The organism is Sanguibacter sp. Z6_81, from assembly GCF_057180625.1.
Window position 1 is genome coordinate 215,927 of the sequence record NZ_JBXUFV010000002.1, and the last position, 16,242, is coordinate 232,168.

General features: G+C 67.9%; 12 protein-coding genes. 5 read left to right on the forward strand and 7 right to left on the reverse strand.

The features are described 5' to 3' along the window. Nucleotide 1: 1 nt before the first annotated feature. The 6 genes from AC2AXK_RS05970 to AC2AXK_RS05995 form a co-directional block, all read right to left on the reverse strand. Nucleotides 2-1,165: an FAD-dependent oxidoreductase gene (locus tag AC2AXK_RS05970; protein WP_484344442.1), complete on the reverse strand. Its 1,164-nt coding sequence runs from the start codon at nucleotides 1,163-1,165 to the stop codon at nucleotides 2-4. Then, entirely contained in the window at nucleotides 1,158-1,988 is an 831-nt protein-coding gene (locus AC2AXK_RS05975; RefSeq protein ID WP_484344443.1) for a class I SAM-dependent methyltransferase, read from the reverse strand. Before AC2AXK_RS05975 ends, AC2AXK_RS05970 begins: the two co-directional genes overlap by 8 nt. After that, complete coding sequence (locus AC2AXK_RS05980; RefSeq protein ID WP_484344444.1) at nucleotides 1,985-3,184, reverse strand: type III polyketide synthase; 1,200 nt, start codon at nucleotides 3,182-3,184, stop codon at nucleotides 1,985-1,987. The genes AC2AXK_RS05975 and AC2AXK_RS05980 overlap by 4 nt, the downstream gene beginning before the upstream one ends. Before the next feature lie 9 nt (nucleotides 3,185-3,193). Continuing rightward, on the reverse strand, nucleotides 3,194-4,702 hold the full coding sequence (locus AC2AXK_RS05985) for an SDR family oxidoreductase (RefSeq protein ID WP_484344445.1): 1,509 nt from the start codon (nucleotides 4,700-4,702) through the stop codon (nucleotides 3,194-3,196). A gap of 97 nt (nucleotides 4,703-4,799) precedes the next feature. Continuing rightward, the gene (locus AC2AXK_RS05990) at nucleotides 4,800-6,755 is read right to left on the reverse strand and encodes an IPT/TIG domain-containing protein (protein ID WP_484344446.1); all 1,956 of its coding nucleotides are present in this window, start codon (nucleotides 6,753-6,755) and stop codon (nucleotides 4,800-4,802) included. 352 nt (nucleotides 6,756-7,107) lie between these two features. Continuing rightward, on the reverse strand, nucleotides 7,108-7,680 hold the full coding sequence (locus AC2AXK_RS05995; protein WP_484344447.1) for an arsenate reductase/protein-tyrosine-phosphatase family protein: 573 nt from the start codon (nucleotides 7,678-7,680) through the stop codon (nucleotides 7,108-7,110). Nucleotides 7,681-7,839: 159 nt separating this feature from the next. Here AC2AXK_RS05995 and AC2AXK_RS06000 point away from each other — a divergent pair, with 159 nt between their 5' ends. Together AC2AXK_RS06000 and AC2AXK_RS06005 are read left to right on the forward strand one after the other, a co-directional pair. Further along, entirely contained in the window at nucleotides 7,840-9,780 is a 1,941-nt protein-coding gene (locus tag AC2AXK_RS06000) for a DUF4012 domain-containing protein (RefSeq protein WP_484344448.1), read from the forward strand. A 79-nt stretch (nucleotides 9,781-9,859) separates the two neighbouring features. Next, nucleotides 9,860-10,384, forward strand: a complete 525-nt coding sequence (locus tag AC2AXK_RS06005; protein ID WP_484344449.1) for a peptidase — start codon at nucleotides 9,860-9,862, stop codon at nucleotides 10,382-10,384. A gap of 89 nt (nucleotides 10,385-10,473) precedes the next feature. On the opposite strand, the gene AC2AXK_RS06010 is transcribed toward AC2AXK_RS06005, so the two are convergent. After that, nucleotides 10,474-12,081 (reverse strand): tyrosine-protein kinase domain-containing protein, encoded by a 1,608-nt coding sequence (locus AC2AXK_RS06010; protein WP_484344450.1) that lies wholly within the window; start codon nucleotides 12,079-12,081, stop codon nucleotides 10,474-10,476. A gap of 613 nt (nucleotides 12,082-12,694) precedes the next feature. On the opposite strand from AC2AXK_RS06010, the gene AC2AXK_RS06015 reads away from it, so the two are divergent. Genes AC2AXK_RS06015 through AC2AXK_RS06025 form a run of 3 tightly spaced genes read left to right on the forward strand, consistent with a single transcriptional unit; the run spans nucleotide 12,695 to nucleotide 16,202 of the window. Next, on the forward strand, nucleotides 12,695-14,083 hold the full coding sequence (locus AC2AXK_RS06015) for a sugar transferase (RefSeq protein ID WP_484344451.1): 1,389 nt from the start codon (nucleotides 12,695-12,697) through the stop codon (nucleotides 14,081-14,083). Nucleotides 14,084-14,119: 36 nt separating this feature from the next. Beyond that, nucleotides 14,120-15,043 carry a glycosyltransferase family 2 protein gene (locus tag AC2AXK_RS06020; protein ID WP_484344452.1) on the forward strand — a complete coding sequence of 308 codons (924 nt, stop codon included), beginning with the start codon at nucleotides 14,120-14,122 and terminating at the stop codon, nucleotides 15,041-15,043. Beyond that, on the forward strand, nucleotides 15,033-16,202 hold the full coding sequence (locus AC2AXK_RS06025; protein ID WP_484344453.1) for a glycosyltransferase: 1,170 nt from the start codon (nucleotides 15,033-15,035) through the stop codon (nucleotides 16,200-16,202). The genes AC2AXK_RS06020 and AC2AXK_RS06025 overlap by 11 nt, the downstream gene beginning before the upstream one ends. Nucleotides 16,203-16,242: the final 40 nt, after the last annotated feature.

Consider the following 16,242-nt stretch of genomic DNA (forward strand, 5'->3'; position numbering starts at 1 on the left):
GTCAGGTCCATCGCATCGCGTACACGGACGCGAGGGCGGGGCCGGCCGCACGCAGCGCTGCGGTGAGCGCGCGCTCCCGCACGACGAGCGCTGCGCCGCTGATCGGACGCCCCAGGCGCATGTTGAGCTCGGACTGCCGGGCGGCCCGGGCGGCGCGACCCAGGCGCTCGCGGCTGAACCGCTGTGCGGCGCCGTCGTCGAGCGACCCGCGTGCGACGCCGTCGGCGAGGAGCGGGGCGAGGGCCACGGCGTCGAGCCAGCCGAGGTTCATGCCCTGCCCGCCGATGGGGCTGATCTCGTGGGCGGCGTCCCCGACGAGGCTCACGCGACCGCGCACCATGTGCTGGGCGGCGCGGCGCCGGGTGGCGAAGTCGCTGAGCATCGTGCAGGTCGTGGGATCCACCTGGACCCCGGTGCGGTGCGCGACGATCTCGGCGAGGTCGTCCGCTGTCGGCGCCCGTCCGGCGCCGGTGGACGTGTACGTGGCGTGCGGCGTGCCCATCGTGTGCACGACGAACCTGCGCACCCCGCCGGGCAGCGGGAAGGACTCGACGACGCCGTCCGGCTCGAGGGAGACGACGGCGTCCGCGCCGGCGCCGGTGCTGTCCGTGACGTCCCCCATGAGGTAGGTGTCGGGGTACGTGCGGGCTGCGGTGGGGATGGCCAGCAGGCGCCGCACGGCGCTGCGGGCCCCGTCGGCGCCGACGACGAACCGCGCACTCTCCTCGAGCACGCCGGCCTCGGTGCGCCCGGTGACCTGGACGTGCTCACCGGCGTCGCGGATGTCGTCGACGGCGACCCCGCGGGTCAGCGCGTCGGGGGCGAGCTCGGCGAGGCGCTGGGTGAGCAGGCGTTCGGTGCGGAACTGGGGGAGCGCGGCGACGAACGGGAAGTCCGGGACGCGCGCGAAGGTCACCGTCCCCAGGCTCCGCCCCCGGCACATCCCGAGCCCGCGCCGGACGAGGACGGCCTCGTCGAGCACGGCATCGGTGATGCCGGCCGTGCCGAATGCGCGCAGCGACGGTGCGTGGATGCCGATCGCGCGGGACAGGGCGGCGGGCTGCTCGCGCTTCTCCCACACCGCGACGTCCAGGCCGCGGCTGGCGAGCAGAGTCGCGAGGAACAGCCCGACCGGTCCGCCGCCGACGACGAGGACGTCACGCATCGCTCTCCCCGGCGGTCACGCTCCCGACGCTGTCGTCCGCGTGGACGGGCTCGGCGACGTCGTCGGGGTGGTCCGGACGGTCGGGTGCGCCGTCCTGGAGGAGCAGGACGCGGTAGGGGTGCTGCGTCTCGACGCGCCACCCTGGTGCGACGGCGGCGAGCTCGTCGCGGGTGTAGCTGCGGCGGATGGACAGCAGCCCGTCGTGGCGGATGAAGGACCCCCGGGACAACGGTCGTGCTCCGACCCAGAACGCCCCGTAGGCGATGCGGCTGCGGGCGATGTCCGAGTGCAGCACGAGGTGTCGGGCGAGCGAGCTGCTGTCGGCGAGGAGCACGTCGAGCTCGTCCGCGGTGAGGTGGTGGAGCACGTGGTTGGACACGACGACGTCGAACCGCGCCCCCTCGGCGACGAGGTCCGAGCTGAAGGCCTGCCGGAACCGTAGGCCCGGCACGGGTGGCAGGGCGCTGGCGTAGGCGTGAGCGCGGTCGTCGGGGTCGATCCCGGTGATGTCGAGCCGCAACCCGTCCCGCTCGGCCCACCGTGCGAGGGCGCGGGGCACGTCACCGCCGCCGTACCCGATGTCGAGCAACGTCGTCGTCCGGTCCGTGGACAGCAGTGGGCGCAGCCGGCGCACGTACGTCCGGCGCCACCCGGACACGAGCCGGTTGACGAGCCCGAACTGCTCGTAGGTGCGGCGCAGCGCGACCGGGTCGCACGCCGGGTCGTCCATGAGCTCTGTGGCCCGCAGGTCCCGCACGGAGAGGTTCATGGGCGGCGCGGGGTTCATGTGCGCTGCGGGGTTCATGTGCGCTGCGGGGTTCATGTCGTGCGGCGCGTGAGCGTCGCGGACTCCACGGTGAGACCCGGACCGAAGGCCATCGCGCAGACCCGCCCGGCTCCGGCCGTGTCCGCACCTCCGGGGACGTCGTCGACGCCGTGGAGGATGCGGCGCAGGATGAACAGGATCGTCGCGCTGGACATGTTGCCGTTGACCCGCAGGGTCTCCCGGGACGGCCGCATCTGGGCGTCTGTGAGGCGCAGGGTGTCCTGCACCTTGTCGAGGATGCTGCGCCCTCCGGGATGCACGGCCCAGTGCTCGATCGCGGTGGAGGGCTCCTCGTTCGCCCCGGGCACCGTCGCGAGCAGCGGGGTGAGCGCGGCGGTGATGTGCTCCTCGATGATGTGGGGGACGTACCGGGAGAGCACCATGTCGAAGCCGAGGTCACCGATCTTCCACGCCATGTCCTGCTCCCCGACGGGGGTGAGCACGGTCGTGTGGGTGTCGAGGTCGAGGACCGTCGCGCCGCTGGGCGCGGGACGTCCGGTGACGATGGCGGCCGCGGCGCCGTCGGCGAACACGGACGCCGCGACGATCGTGTCAGGGTCGTCGGAGGTCTGCAGGTGCAGCGAGCACAGCTCGATGCTCACGATGAGCACGACCGCGTCGGGGTCGGCCGTGCAGAAGTCGTGCGCGGCCCGCAGGGCGGGGAAGGAGCCGTAGCAGCCCATGAACCCGAGGTGGAACCGCCGCACCGCCGGGTCGAGGTCGAGCCCCCGTACGAGCACGTAGTCCGGTCCGGGCGCGTAGAACCCGGTGCAGGAGATCGTGATGACGTGCGTGATGTCCGCGGCGGTGATTCCCTCGGCCGACTCCACGGCGCGCCGTGCGGCGTCGAGGATGAGCTCGGGGGTGCGTTCGATGTAGATGTCGTTGCGGGTCCCCGTGCTGGGCCCGAGGATCGTGCCTGTCGTCGCGTCGTAGAACACAGGTGCCTGGCCGCCGGCAGAGGTGTCGCTCGCGACGCCCCCTGCTGCGCTCGCGGCCGGTGCGGCGAGCGAGGCGAGGTCGTCGAGCACGGTGTGCCGGGTGTCGATCGCGGAGGCGTCGAAGGCGGCGCGGGTCAGCCGCTGGCCGAGCCGGCTCGAGCTCAGCTGCGACGCGAAGACGTCCCGGGCAGCGGTCTGCGGGACGATCGTGGCCGGGACGGCGGTCTCGATGGATCGGATGCTGATGGGCATGGAGCGACCCTAACCGGCGGTGTTGTCCGCCGCGCGGTGCGGCGTCCGGGCGTCGACATGCCGCGCGCGGGCGAGGATGTTCGTCGCCATCGACGGGAAGATCACGCTGTGGAAGGGGACGACCGCCCACCAGTAGAGCTTCCCGGCGAGGCCGCGGGGGAGGTAGATGGCGCGCTGGCGGTAGCGGGTGCCGCCATCCTCGAGGGGCTCGGCGGTGAGCTCGAGCCACGCTCCGCCGGGTACGCGCATCTCGGCGCGCAGCCGCAGCTGGCGCCCACGGTCGATGTGCTCCACCCGCCACCAGTCGACGGCGTCCCCGACGACGAGGTGGTCGGGGTTGCGTCGTCCGCGGTTGTGCCCGGCGCCACCGACGATCTTGTCCGCGATGCCGCGGATGACCCACGCCGCGGGGAGCGAGTACCAGCCGTTCTCGCCACCGATGCTCTCGATGACCGTCCACACCGCGGCCGGGGGGACGTCCGTGGTCCTGGAGCGGTCGTCGACGTACACGGTGCGCCCGGCCCAGTCGGGGTCGCTGGGCAGGGGCTCGTAGGGCTTGCCGCTCGTCGCGCCGGTCCACGACGTCTCGACGGCGCCGTCCTCGATGTGCCCGAGGGCGAGGCGCACGGCGGACCGGTAGTCGGTGAGCCCTTCGGCCGGTGGCGGGACGTAGGTGTCGATGTCTCGTTCGAGGGTGACGGCGTCGTGCTGGAGGGACTGCACGAGCGGCACGGCCATGGAGTGCGGGATGGGGGTGACGAGCGCGACCCACCACCCGGCGAGCCGCGGCGCGGGCACGGGCAGGGCGTAGATGCGCCGGGTCTGCAGGCCCGCCTCGTGGGCGTACCCGTACATGAGCGCGGCGTAGGTGAGCACCTCGCGGGACCCGATGTCGAAGGTCCGGTTGACGTCCTCGGTGATGCCCGGCGCCTCGACGAGGTAGTGCAGCACGTCTCGGATGGCGATGGGTTCGATGCGGTTGGTCACCCAGCTGGGCGCGGGCATGAGGGGCAGGTTCTCGGTGAGGTGACGGATCATCTCGAACGACGCGGACCCGGAGCCGATGACGACGCCCGCCTGGTAGACGATGGCCGGGACGGGGGAGTCGAGGAGGATCTGCCCGACGGCGGTGCGGGAGCGCATGTGCGTCGACAGCTCGACCCCGTCCGGGTGCAGCCCGCCGATGTACACGATGCGCGAGACACCGGCGGCCTCCGCGGCGTCGGCGACGAGGTGCGCGGTGCGCCGCTCGGTCTCCTCGAAGTGCCGCCCGGAGCCCATCGAGTGCACGAGGTAGAAGAACGTGTGCACGCCCTCGCACGCAGCGGTGGTGTCCTCGAGCGAGGTGAGGTCACCCTCGACGATCTCGACGTCGTCACGCCAGGGCACGACGTCGAGCTTGCTCGGGGTCCGCACGAGGACCCGCACGCGGTACCCGCGGGCAAGCAGCCGCGGGACGAGCCTGCCGCCGATGTAGCCGGTGGCGCCGGTGACGAGGACGCGCTCGCGGGCAGTCATCTGCCGAGCGTACGGCCGCCGTCCGGCACCCGCCCGAGCGCGAGACGCCGGCGGTGGGAGGCCGCCCCGGTGCGAGCCCGCTCGCGCCCAGCGCCCGCTACCCGCGGTCGTGACCCGGGCGCCCGCCGGTGCGCCTCCCGGAGCCCGTGCCCACAGCAAGGACACCGACCGCGAGGAGCACGCCTGCTGCTGCGGCGAGGGATGCGACTCCCGCTCCCGTCCGGGCGAGGCTCCCGTCGCGCGGCCCGGCTGCCGCCGCAGACGCACCACCTGGGAAGGTCGTCCGCACGGGCAGGTCCATGTACTGGAAGTCGGCGCTCGCGGTCCCGTCGGGCGTGACGAGCGTGAACGTCTCGAACCCTGCGGTGCACGGGGGCGTGATGAACATGGCGCGGTCGCGCGACTCGTCGACGACCACGTCGTCGGCCGGCACGAGCACCCCGCAGATGACCACCGACGTCTGCCCGGGTGCCAGCCCCTCACCGGAGACGAGCACGCTCGATCCGCCGTAGGCGGGCCCTGCCGGGGGAGCGACGTCGGTGATCTCCGGCGCCGGCGACGCCTGCCGCTCGGCGCCGTCCAGCGCATAGCGCAGCGGGGCGGACGCGACCGTCCCGACGGTGACCACGGCCACGGCGCCTGCGCCGTCGGCGTGCCCCTCAGCGAGGTCTCCGGTGCCGTGCCCGCCCGCGCCCGAGCCAGCCGCTGGTGCTACGGCGACGAGGGTCGTGGGACTGAGGACCCGGACGTCCGTCGCGCTCGCCCCCGCGACCGTCACACCCGTCGCTCCGACCTCGAACCCGGTACCCAGGACGAGCAGGGTCTGGCCGCCCGACGCCGCACCGCTGCCCGGCGCGATCGACCGGACCTTCGGCACCGTGCGGTACGTCCACGCTCTGGGTGCGGTCGCGTCGGCGGCGGGGCCGACGACCTTGACGTCCGCCGCTCCGGGCATGCCGGCCGGTGCGCGTGCGGTGAGCGACAGGCCGTCGGGCGCGACGGCCAGGTCCGTCGCCGCGACGCCGTCGATGAGCACCTGGCTCGTGCCCGTGAGGTTCGTCCCGGTGAGGGTGAGGAGCGTCCCCCCTGCCGTGGGACCGTCGCTCGGGCTCAGTGCGCCGATCGTCGGCGCGAGGTCGCCACCACCTGCCCCCTGGGCGGTGCCGTCCGTGCCCGGCGCGGTGCCGTCCGGGCCCCCACCCGGTGCCGGCACGTCAGGCTCGACGCCAGGCACGGACCCGCTCCCGCTCGGCGCGCTGCCGGACTGGGGGCCGGTCCACGGGGTCGTGCTGGGCGGCGTCCCGGGGACGCCGGCGGGCGTCTGACAGGACGCCTCCGCGAGAGTCACGGATCCAGCCGGCACGACGACTGCCGCCCCGGACGCGGTCCCCGTGACCTGGAACGTCACGACGAGCGACGCCGCACGGACCCCCGCGGGTGATTCCTCCTCCACCGACGCCACGCTCGCACCGAGCCTGGCATCGGTGGCCCCCGCGACACTGACCGCCACCGGCGGGACCGCCACCGCCACGCCGCCAGCGAGAGTGCTCGCCGCCAGCGCCGTCCCGAGGACCACGAGGTCGACGGCGTCCGTGCTGGCCGTGCCGCCCGCACCCGTGACGCAGCGCGCGTCCGCGGTGGCCGACCCGGCCGTCACCGCATCGACACCGAGCAGCTCGAGGTCGACGTCCGCGACGCTCGCCGTCGCTTGCGAGCTCGTCGTGCCGCGGGTCGCGCTCGCCCCGAGCGCGCCGGCGCTCGCAGTGACGCCCGTGGCGTCGAGGTGGAGGTCCGGGACGGCTGGTGCGTTGGTCCCGGGTGTCGCAGGCGCGGCGACGGGGTTGTCGGCGCGCCCGCTGAGGACCTCGGAACCGAGGAGCTGGGCTTCGAGGTCGAGCCGGACCGCCGAGGCGGATGCGTCTCCGGCCGTGCTGGCCGCGGACCCGGTACCGCTCCCCGCACGCACGGCGGGCGCCGATCCGGCGGGTGGCGCCCCGAGCGCGGGGACGCACGTGAGGGCCGTGATCGTGGCGACTGCACCGATCGTTCGCATGCAACGCTGAGTGAGTCTCATCGTTGGTCCCCCCACGACGCAGCTGCTGGGCGCGCGTGGCGCCCCGGTGTTCCTGTGTGAACGAGTCACGTGTGTGGGGCGACCTGAGCGGGGATGCGTCACCCGCTCGTCGGTGATGGCGGTCGGGCCCGGGGAGACGTCGGGCTGGACCTCGGGGTGGGAGACGGGAGGTGGCGGCCGCACCGACCTACCCCCGTGGTCGGTGCGACCAGCCATCCCCGCTCGTGCCCCCTGCTACGCCGCGTACCCCCCGGCTACCGTGGCGTTACTAGCACTGTGACCCCGATCACAGGCCGTTGCAAGCGGTCAGACATGGCCAGCGGGTGAATTTTCAGAGGCCGCGAGGACGCACTGTCGCGGCTATCATCTCGACCGCTGGCAGCAGCTGCTCGAACGACTCCGCGTACACGCTCTCGCTCCGGCGGTAGGGGTCGATGACGTCGTCGTCCTCGGCGGTTGCGGGGTGCAGGCCGCGCTGCCCGGCGGCCAGCGGGGGGAGCGCCCGGAGACGTTCTGCGGCCGTCCCGTCGGGCAGGGCGTCCGGCCCGACGGCGGCGGCCAGGCGCGCGAGCTCCCGCACCGTGAAGGTGCGCCGGACCGCCCCGGGGTAGAGGTCGACGATCGCTGCGCGGTGCGCGCGGGTGAGCGCGAGCACGAGGTCGGCGTCGCGCAGCATGTCCGGGGTGAGCTGGCGGGACGCGAAGGCGTCCGGCGACACGCCGACGGAGGAGACGAGCGCGGCCATCTCGGTGGGCATCGCCGCCCCGACGACGGCGGACGTCCCCGCGCTGCGGACGCTCACCCCGGAGTCGGGCCCGAGGCGGGCGGCCAGGACACGCTCGACGGCGGGGGAGCGGCAGATGTTGCCGGTGCAGACGGCGAGGACGGAGAAGTCGGTGGGCACGCGGGGGTCTCCTCGGAGAAGGTGGGACGGGAGTGGTGCAGACGTTCAGGCTGGGGGCTCCAGTGTGTCGTATCACCGGGGGTGTCCTGAATCCACCGATAGACTCGCGGCGCCTGCCGGTCGGCGAGGACGGGCGTGCCGACACCTTGGAGGAACCGCGTGACGCAGGACAGCCCCCACCGCAGGGACGGCTCCGTCAGCCCCGACGCTACGGACCGCTCGGACGCCCCTACGGCGTGGGAGGGCTGGGACACGGTCGAGCCCGCTGGGGCTGCGGGGACGCGGCGAGCTTCTCGCGGCGCGGCGCGGCGCGGACGCAAGCGCCGCAACCGCACCGGCCGCACCGTCGGCTACGTGTTCCTCGTCGCTGTGCTCCTCGTCGTCGCGGGTGGCGTGTGGCTCGGTGTCGATGCGCTGCGGGCCAAGGGGGAGCTCGAGACGGCGGCCGACCTCGTGAGCACGCTGCAGGAGCAGGTGGTCGCCGGGGACCGCGACGCGGCCCAGGTGACTCTCGCCGAGTTGCAGGACCACGCGGCGACGGCCCTCGACTCCACGCACGGCCCGCACTGGTCCCTCGCCGGCGCGCTGCCGTGGGCGGGACCGAACGTCAAGGCGGTGCAGGTGGTCAGCGAGGTCGTCGACGACCTCGCGAGCGACGCGCTGCCGGGCCTCATGGACGCGACCGATCTCGTCGACCCGTCCGCCTTCTCCTTGGCCTCGGGCAGGATCGACCTCGCCCCGCTCATCGCCGCGGAGCCCGCGGTCGTCGCGTCGGACGCCTCGATCCAGGACTCGCTGCACCGTGTCGCGGGCATCGACACGACGGCGCTCCACTCCCTCATCGCAGGACCCGTCACGCAGCTCGAGGAGCAGGTCCGCGACGTCGCGGGCACGACAGCGACGGCCGCCAAGGCCGTCCAGCTGCTGCCCCCGATGCTCGGCGCCGAAGGCCCCCGCGAGTACCTGCTGCTCGTGCAGAACAACGCGGAGCCGCGCGCCACCGGCGGCATCCCAGGGTCGGTGGTCAAGCTCCGTGCGGACAACGGCGCAGTCGAGGTCGTGGAGCAGCGGTCCGGCGGTTCCCTCGGTGACTTGCCGGCGCCGGTCCTCCCACTGCTGCCTGTGGAGGACACGCTGTTCGGGGAGGACCTCGCGGCCGATATGCGCGACGTGACCTTCACACCGGACTTTCCGAGGACCGGGGAGATAGCTCGGACGATCTGGACCCAATACGTCGGAGGTGAGATCGACGGCGTGTTCTCCGTGGATCCCGGGACGCTCGCGCTGGTGCTCGGTGCGACCGGGCCGGTTCCGCTCACGCCAGGTGACGTCGCTGATTCCGTCGGGGGGCAGCTGACGAGCGAGAACGCGTCGGACGTCCTGCTCAACACGGTGTACATGGTTCTCGAGGACCCGGAGGAGCAGGACGCGTTCTTCGCGGCCACGGCGGCGACGGTGTTCGCGGGGATCATTGCGGGCCAGGGTGACCCCGCTGCTGCGGTCGAGGCTCTCGCGGAGGCAGCGCGCCAAGACCGCCTTCTCGCGTGGTCGGCGCACCCGGAGGAGCAGAGTCTCATCGCGGGCACGGTGCTGAGCGGGGAGCTGCGCGGGAACAACGGGGACTCACCGGTGGTCGGCGTCTATTACAACGATGGCTCGGCCGCGAAGATGGGCTACTACCTCTCGAGCGACGTAATTGTGGCTACGCAAGAGTGCAGGGTCGATGGCACCCGTGCCGTCACGATCAGTGTGACGCTCACGAACACGGCCCCCGCTGATGCGGCGACGCTGCCGCGGTACATCACCGGCGCGGGGGTTGCCGTCCCCAAAGGCGAGGTGCGTACAAACGTCCTCGTCTACGCCCCGACCGGCGGAACTGTGGCGGGGATTCGTCTGAACGGCGAGAACACGGGTGTCACGGCCCAAGTCCATGAGGAGCTCACGGTGGTGGGTAAGACCATCCAGCTCAAGCCAGGGGAGGCGGCGACCATGGAGTACGACCTCGTCACCGGTGCGCAGCCTGGTGAGATCGACGTCCGAAGTACGCCGCTCCGTGACGGGCGGGTGACGTTTACGGACGGCACTACCGTGTGCGCGTGAACGCGACTAGATTAAGCGCGGAGTCTCGCATGTATTGCTGTGACACTAATCTGATAAACCGATCCCTTGGGGGAAACCTATGACTCGTCGTACTGCGCTCGTCGCCGCTTCCGCACTGACCCTGCTCGCTGTCCCGGCTACTGCTCTCGCTTATGAGGCGCCCGGGATCGATGTCACGGTGACGGACCCGACGCCGGCCGTCGGCGACGCGATCACGGTCTCTATCGCTGGCGCGGAGCCGCGCGGCCAGGTCACCTTGACGGTCACCTCGAACCCTGCGTCCATCCCGAACGACGCCATCACGATCGCCGGTACGAAGTCCCTGCCGAAGGCCGCCGATGCTGCGGGCGTCGCGACGTTCTCGGTGTCGTTCTCCGAGGAGGCCACCTACACCGCGGTCGCCACCGATGCAGCGGGCAACATGCTGGGCGACGCGATCCTCGTCGTCGGGGGTGGCGCTGCTGCCGCTGGCGAGCAGGCTTCGGACGGTAGCCCGCTGCCTGTGACCGGCTTCGACGGGACGCAGTTGGCGCTGGGCGCGGGAGCGCTCCTCGCTGCTGGTGCGGGAGCGGTGTTCGTTGCTCGCCGCCGCGGTACCAACTGATCGAAGAGCTCGCTTGCTGATCTGACCAGCTGAACGGCTGAGGGCCGGAACTCCAGTGGAGTTCCGGCCCTCAGCCGTTCAGGCAACCATCAGTCGTTGATGGGACCCCCGGGCCATCGATTGGCCGCAGCGGGCTCTTGGTCGTTGAGAAGTGTCTCAAGCGACGCCGTCGTGTCGGCGTTTGCCATGCGGCGGGACCGCTGACCGTTGTCCGCTGGGGATCTCCGCTGGACACTCGCGCCCTCCGTGCCTGAGGAGGTTTGGCTGCGAGCCGCTTTGCGATTGCTAGCCGCACCAGCGGACTTGCTTCCGCGGCCAACTCCGCGCTTCGTAGTCTTCGCGGCCGCGGGGTCGAGAGGCGAGTAGTCGTAGTACGCGTAAGCGTTGCCCTGGGTGCGCTCGAGGCGGTTGAGCACGATGCCGAGCGTCCGCGCACCCACGGTCTCCAACGATCCCATCGATTCACCGAGCTGTTGCCGCGTGAGAGTGTTTGCGCCGACGACTACGAGGGCGCCACCAGTCAGACGAGCGAGGATTGCCGCGTCGGTAACGGGAAGTAGTGGCGGAGTGTCGATTAGCACGACGTCATACTCCGCCGCGAGCTCCTCGAGCAGTTTCGCCATCGAATTCGAGCCGAGAAGTTCGCTAGGGTTTGGCGGAACCTGACCGGAAGGGAGGACGTGGAGGTTACCGTTCCCCCAAGGCTGCACGACGTCCGCGACGGTCGCACGCCCGATGAGAACCGTCGTCAGGCCGACGTTGCCTTCGAGGCCCATGTACTCGGCAACTGACGGTCGGCGGAGGTCAGCGTCGACAAGGACCACCCGCGAGCCCGCGTCGGCGAGGCTGATAGCGACATTGATGGAGGTCGTTGACTTGCCCTCGCCCGGCAACGAGGACGTGATGACTATCGTCTGAGGCCGGCCAGCGATATCGAGGAACTGAAGGTTCGTCCTCAGGCGCCGGAAGGCTTCAGCACGAAGGCTGTGTGGGTGAGTTTGAACAATCAACGGGTGATCGGGGGCGTCGTCGTCGTACCCAATGGTCGCGATAACCGAGGCGTCAGTCACTTGCTTTACGTCGGCTTCAGACCGGACCTTCGTGTCGAGTATCTCGCGCAGCACTGCAGCGCCAATTCCAAGGATCAGGCCAGCAACAAGACCGAGCGCCAAATTCAGAGTCGTGTTAGGGGAAGTCGGCACGACGGGGGCGGTCGCAGACCGAACAGTACTTATCTTGACGGGTGACGCCTCTGTCTCTGGTTTCTCGAGCGCCGTGACCTCAGCTGCTAGGCTGTTTGCTGTTGCATTCGCAATATCACTTGCCAACTGCGGGTCCTCATTTTCAGCCGAGATGTTGATGAGGACCGTGTCAAGCGGCGAGCTCGCCGATATCGACTCGGCGAGCTCGTCTGGCGTGGTAGATAGATCGAGTTGCTCAATCACGGGGATTAGAACCCGAGGGCTCGCCACGAGATCTGTATAAGACTTCACCTGGCGTTGGGAAAATGTGCTGCCTTGAGCAAGGTCAGCAGTCGACCCACCAGTCCTCACCGACACGAACACTTGGGCGCGGGCCTCGTAGCGCGGAGTAATAAGAATACTGGCCGCCAAGGCCAAGAGCACGCTCGCGAGAGTAATCGCCGTGATAGAGATCCAGCGCTTACGAAGGACCTTGAGATAGTCCTGAACTTCCACCGTCGTTCTCCCCTGCTACGTCGCATTGACCTGGCTCTAGCGCCAACGCTTATCATCTCACGGACGCTGGGTCGGTCACTCAGACAGGCGCTGTCTTGTAGAGAGTCTCCCAGATCGAACCAGTTGGGGGAACCAACACACCCGGCCCTTGACCCGCTCAATTGGAGACTAGGTAACGGGCTATGGCCTGTCCAAAGAGGCCAACCTAGACGCTCGCACGAGCGGCGAAGAGCGAACGTGCCGTTGCCCATCCCGTGCCAGACCGAGTGACCGGTCGGGCGCGACTTGCTGTTGGCGCAGGGTTGAATGCAGCGCTGTCGCCGCGTGGCGCGCGAACGCCGTTACGCGACGGCGCCTGCATCGCGCCGACCAAGGCGCATACCATTCACCCCCATGGTTTAACCTTGAGGCGACCTAGTTCGCGAAAGCGCAGAGCCACGGAGGTAGCACGATCTGCACAGCGAAGAGTAGCGAAGCTGGGTCCATCAGGAACCGGGACCGGCGTATAGCAGTCCGGGCCGAACCTACCCATGAGGGAACTCTGTCGGCTACGGCATCCAACGCGACCACCAACCTCCGTGGACCCGGATGGTTCAACTCGTACCGCACGAGAGTGCTGGTCGCGGACGTGATGGCCATTTATGTTGCTGTATTCAGCGCCTATCTGGTCCGTTTTGACGCTAGCGGTGCTGCGCGAGTGGGCGGAGACCTGTCGCCCTCATACCTTCTGGTGTCGATTATTCTCCTGTGGGCGTGGATGGGGGCGCTTGCAATAGGGCGTTCGCAGGACTGGCGGTTCGTCGGAACCGGGGCGATCGAGTACCAGCGCGTAGTGACGGCAACATGGCAGTTATTCGCGGCGATAGCGGTTATCGCATACATGCTCCGAATGGTTATTGCGCGTGGATATCTGGGGATCGCGTTCCCGTTTGGTCTGATCCTAATCCTAATTGGACGGTACTACATGCGGTCGTGGTTGCGTCGCAAACGACGCAATGGCGAACTTCAAATGCGCGTGCTCGTCGTGGGTGATTCAGCTTCGGCGGCGTCCCTAATCCAGGAGTTCCGACGTAATCCAGAGGCAGGCTTTGGCGTCATAGGCGTATGCATACCGAGCCCGGAAGAACACGCGGGAGATATCGAAGGCGCACCCGTTCTGGGTTCGATCGAAGAAGCGTCAGAGGTCGCAGTTAGCGCTGGCGTCGACATTGTGACCCTGGACGGTTCCAATATTTCATCTAGTCGCGCCGTTAAGACCCTTGGATGGGATCTGGAGGGCACGGGAATCGACCTAGCTCTGACGACTGCAATCCGCGACGTGGCCGGGCCGAGAGTGATCATGCATCCGGTCAATGGCCTCCCGCTTGTCTACGTCGACCATCCTCAATTCACCGGACCTAAGTACGCCCTAAAGAGCATCTTTGACTGGTTTGGCGCGTTGTTTCTTCTAATATGCCTCACGCCCCTCATGGTCATTATCGCGACGTGGGTGAAACTGGATAGCAGAGGGCCGGTGTTCTACAAGCAGGAGAGGATTGGCGTCCGAGGCGAGTCGTTCCTGATGTATAAGTTCAGAACCATGCGTGTCGGTGCGCATGAGCAACTAGAGGATGTCTTACGCGCGTCGGGAACCGAAGGGGTCGGACTGTTCTATAAGCCGAAGAACGATCCACGCGTTACGCGTGCTGGTCGGATGCTGCGACGCTATTCTATAGACGAGTTGCCTCAGTTGATTAACGTGTTAAAAGGGACGATGAGCCTCGTCGGGCCGAGGCCCCAGATCCGCCAAGAGGTCGCAATGTACGACCGGGCTGCCAACCGACGGCTACTTGTCAAGCCAGGACTAACTGGGCTGTGGCAGGTGTCTGGACGATCCGAGCTGAGTCCGCAGGAGGGCATTCGCATGGACGTATATTACGTTGAGAACTGGACTCTTTTCGGTGATCTATTAATTCTACTCCGAACGGCAAAGGCGGTGCTTGGTGGCGAAGGTGCGTACTAAACAGAAATCGGACGCGCCCAGCAGATCTGACATCCGATGACTACGCCCACGGTCGCCGTCGTTGTGCCAACAATCGGCCGTCCGGAACTGCAGAGAGCGATTAACAGTATCCGCTCTCAGAGCTATACGAATATCTCACTGATACTGGTTGTTGATAAGCCGGAGGGCACGCTACTCGACGCGCAGATTCTTCAGGCCTGTGATCAAGTGCTCTTCACTGGCGGTGGTCAGCGAGCGGCGGCAGCACGCAATCTTGGCGTGGACGCTTCCTCGTCCGACTATGTCGCTTATCTAGACGACGACGACACGTGGGAGCCTGGCAAGATCGCGGCTCAGGTCGCGGTAGCAGAGGAAGCCCGCGCGCGAGGAAGCGTCCCGATTGTGTCTTGCAGAGTTCATCAGCGCTCGTCGGACTCGGGGAGGGTGCTGAGCGGGCTACCGAAAGTGCCGTATCAGGGCGGTCAGAGCGTAGCGTCGTATCTCTTCCGAAAGCGCAGGCCAGGCGCACTACGCGCCAGTATCCCGCTGCCGACAGTCCTCGTGGCTCGCGAGATTTGTGACGCAGTGAGATGGGATGAGAGCCTAAAGCGCCACCAAGACTGGGATTGGTTAATTCGCGCATCTAGGGAAGACGCTGTTGAGCTCGTTCAGTTAGACGACGTTTTGGCCTCGGTCTACGTCGGATCGGCTGGCTCGATCTCCGCTAGCTCGGACTGGAATAGTTCCCTCTCCTGGGCGGTGTCTGCGCTGGCGAAAGAAGAAAGTCAGGTCTTAACAGACTTCCTTATCGGTCAATCACTTCGATATGCCCTTCAGGCTCGTGACTTGAGAGGTGTCCTCGCAGTCTGTCGTGCCGCCGTTGCGACCCGGAGAGCTCCTTCAACTGGACCGCTTATCCTTGCCTTTTCGGGAATTCTTACGCGGAAGTGGCTCGAAAGGTTGATGCGGTATGTCAAATAGCTTCGACGATCGAGACGGTGCGCGGCCCGTCGGCAAGCTCGTCGAGAGGGCGGGTGGGCGCAGAAGGGTCGCGTTTGTGGTTTCCGAGTTGATGCCCAGACTCGGGATGGAGGCCGCAGCAATGGACCTTGTCGAGAGCCTAGGGAACTGTGTCGATCTGGACCTTTACTGCCTCGGTGGAAATGAAAGTGATTTAGACGGGGTGCCCAACGGTCGACTTTTGGGTGGCCCGATGTCTGGACTTGCTCGTCGCGACACATTTAGGCGCCTGAGAAGCCTTAAAGGGCTACAGAATTATGATCGTATTGTTCTTGTTGGGTTGTGGGTAGCCGTGCCGTGGCTCGCGATGTTCGGCCGGCGATATCCAGTTATCGTGTGGGAGCATTCGCTCCTGGCGGAAACGGCCGGAAGAACGCTCAAGATGCGGTTGCTTCGGCGTCTTTCGCGCAGGCTTTACAGACGGTCGTCCGCTGTTGTATGCGTGAGCCCTCCTTTGAGAGACGACCTTCGAATGGATGTTCCGGGCCCGACCATCGCATACATTCCAAATCAGCATCGAGAGCCGCCCGTCGACTTCAAAGAAAAGGATGTGGAGCGAGCGCGGCAAGGTTCTGTCTGTCTGATCTCAATTGGCTCGTTAACCAAGAACAAGAACCAGAGCGAAGTGGTCCGGGCTTTGCCCGAGCTTCCCGATAATGTTTCGTTGCTGCTCGTTGGCGACGGTCCAGAGCGGCCGAGTTTGACACGACTCGTGCATGAACTGGGGCTAAGGGAGCGTGTCCGATTCGCCGGTCACCTTCCGCATGAAGAGGCTATGGAGGCACTCCGGGCGGCAGACGTTCTCGTGCATCCGTCCTTGGGAGAAACGTTTGGTCACGTCTACCTTGAGGCGGCGGCGAGGGATGTCCCTGTCGTAGCAAGAACGCACCGGGTTTCGGAGTTCATGGTTAAGAGTTACGTACCAGGAATTCTCTACGGGCCAGGAGGCATGCGGCTGGCGGAAGCGCTGCAAGTGGTGATCGACGGGAATGCGCTAGTGCTGTCGCGTGAGGCCGCGCGGGACGCGAGAGTGCGCGATTTTAGTTCGGTTGCGGTCGTAGCGGCGTGGTGCCGTTTAATTGGCCTGACGCCCCCTGCAAATAACGGGGGTGCAGTGTGAGCAGTGCATTTCTAGTGCTTTCTGGCCTCCTTAGCGCTCT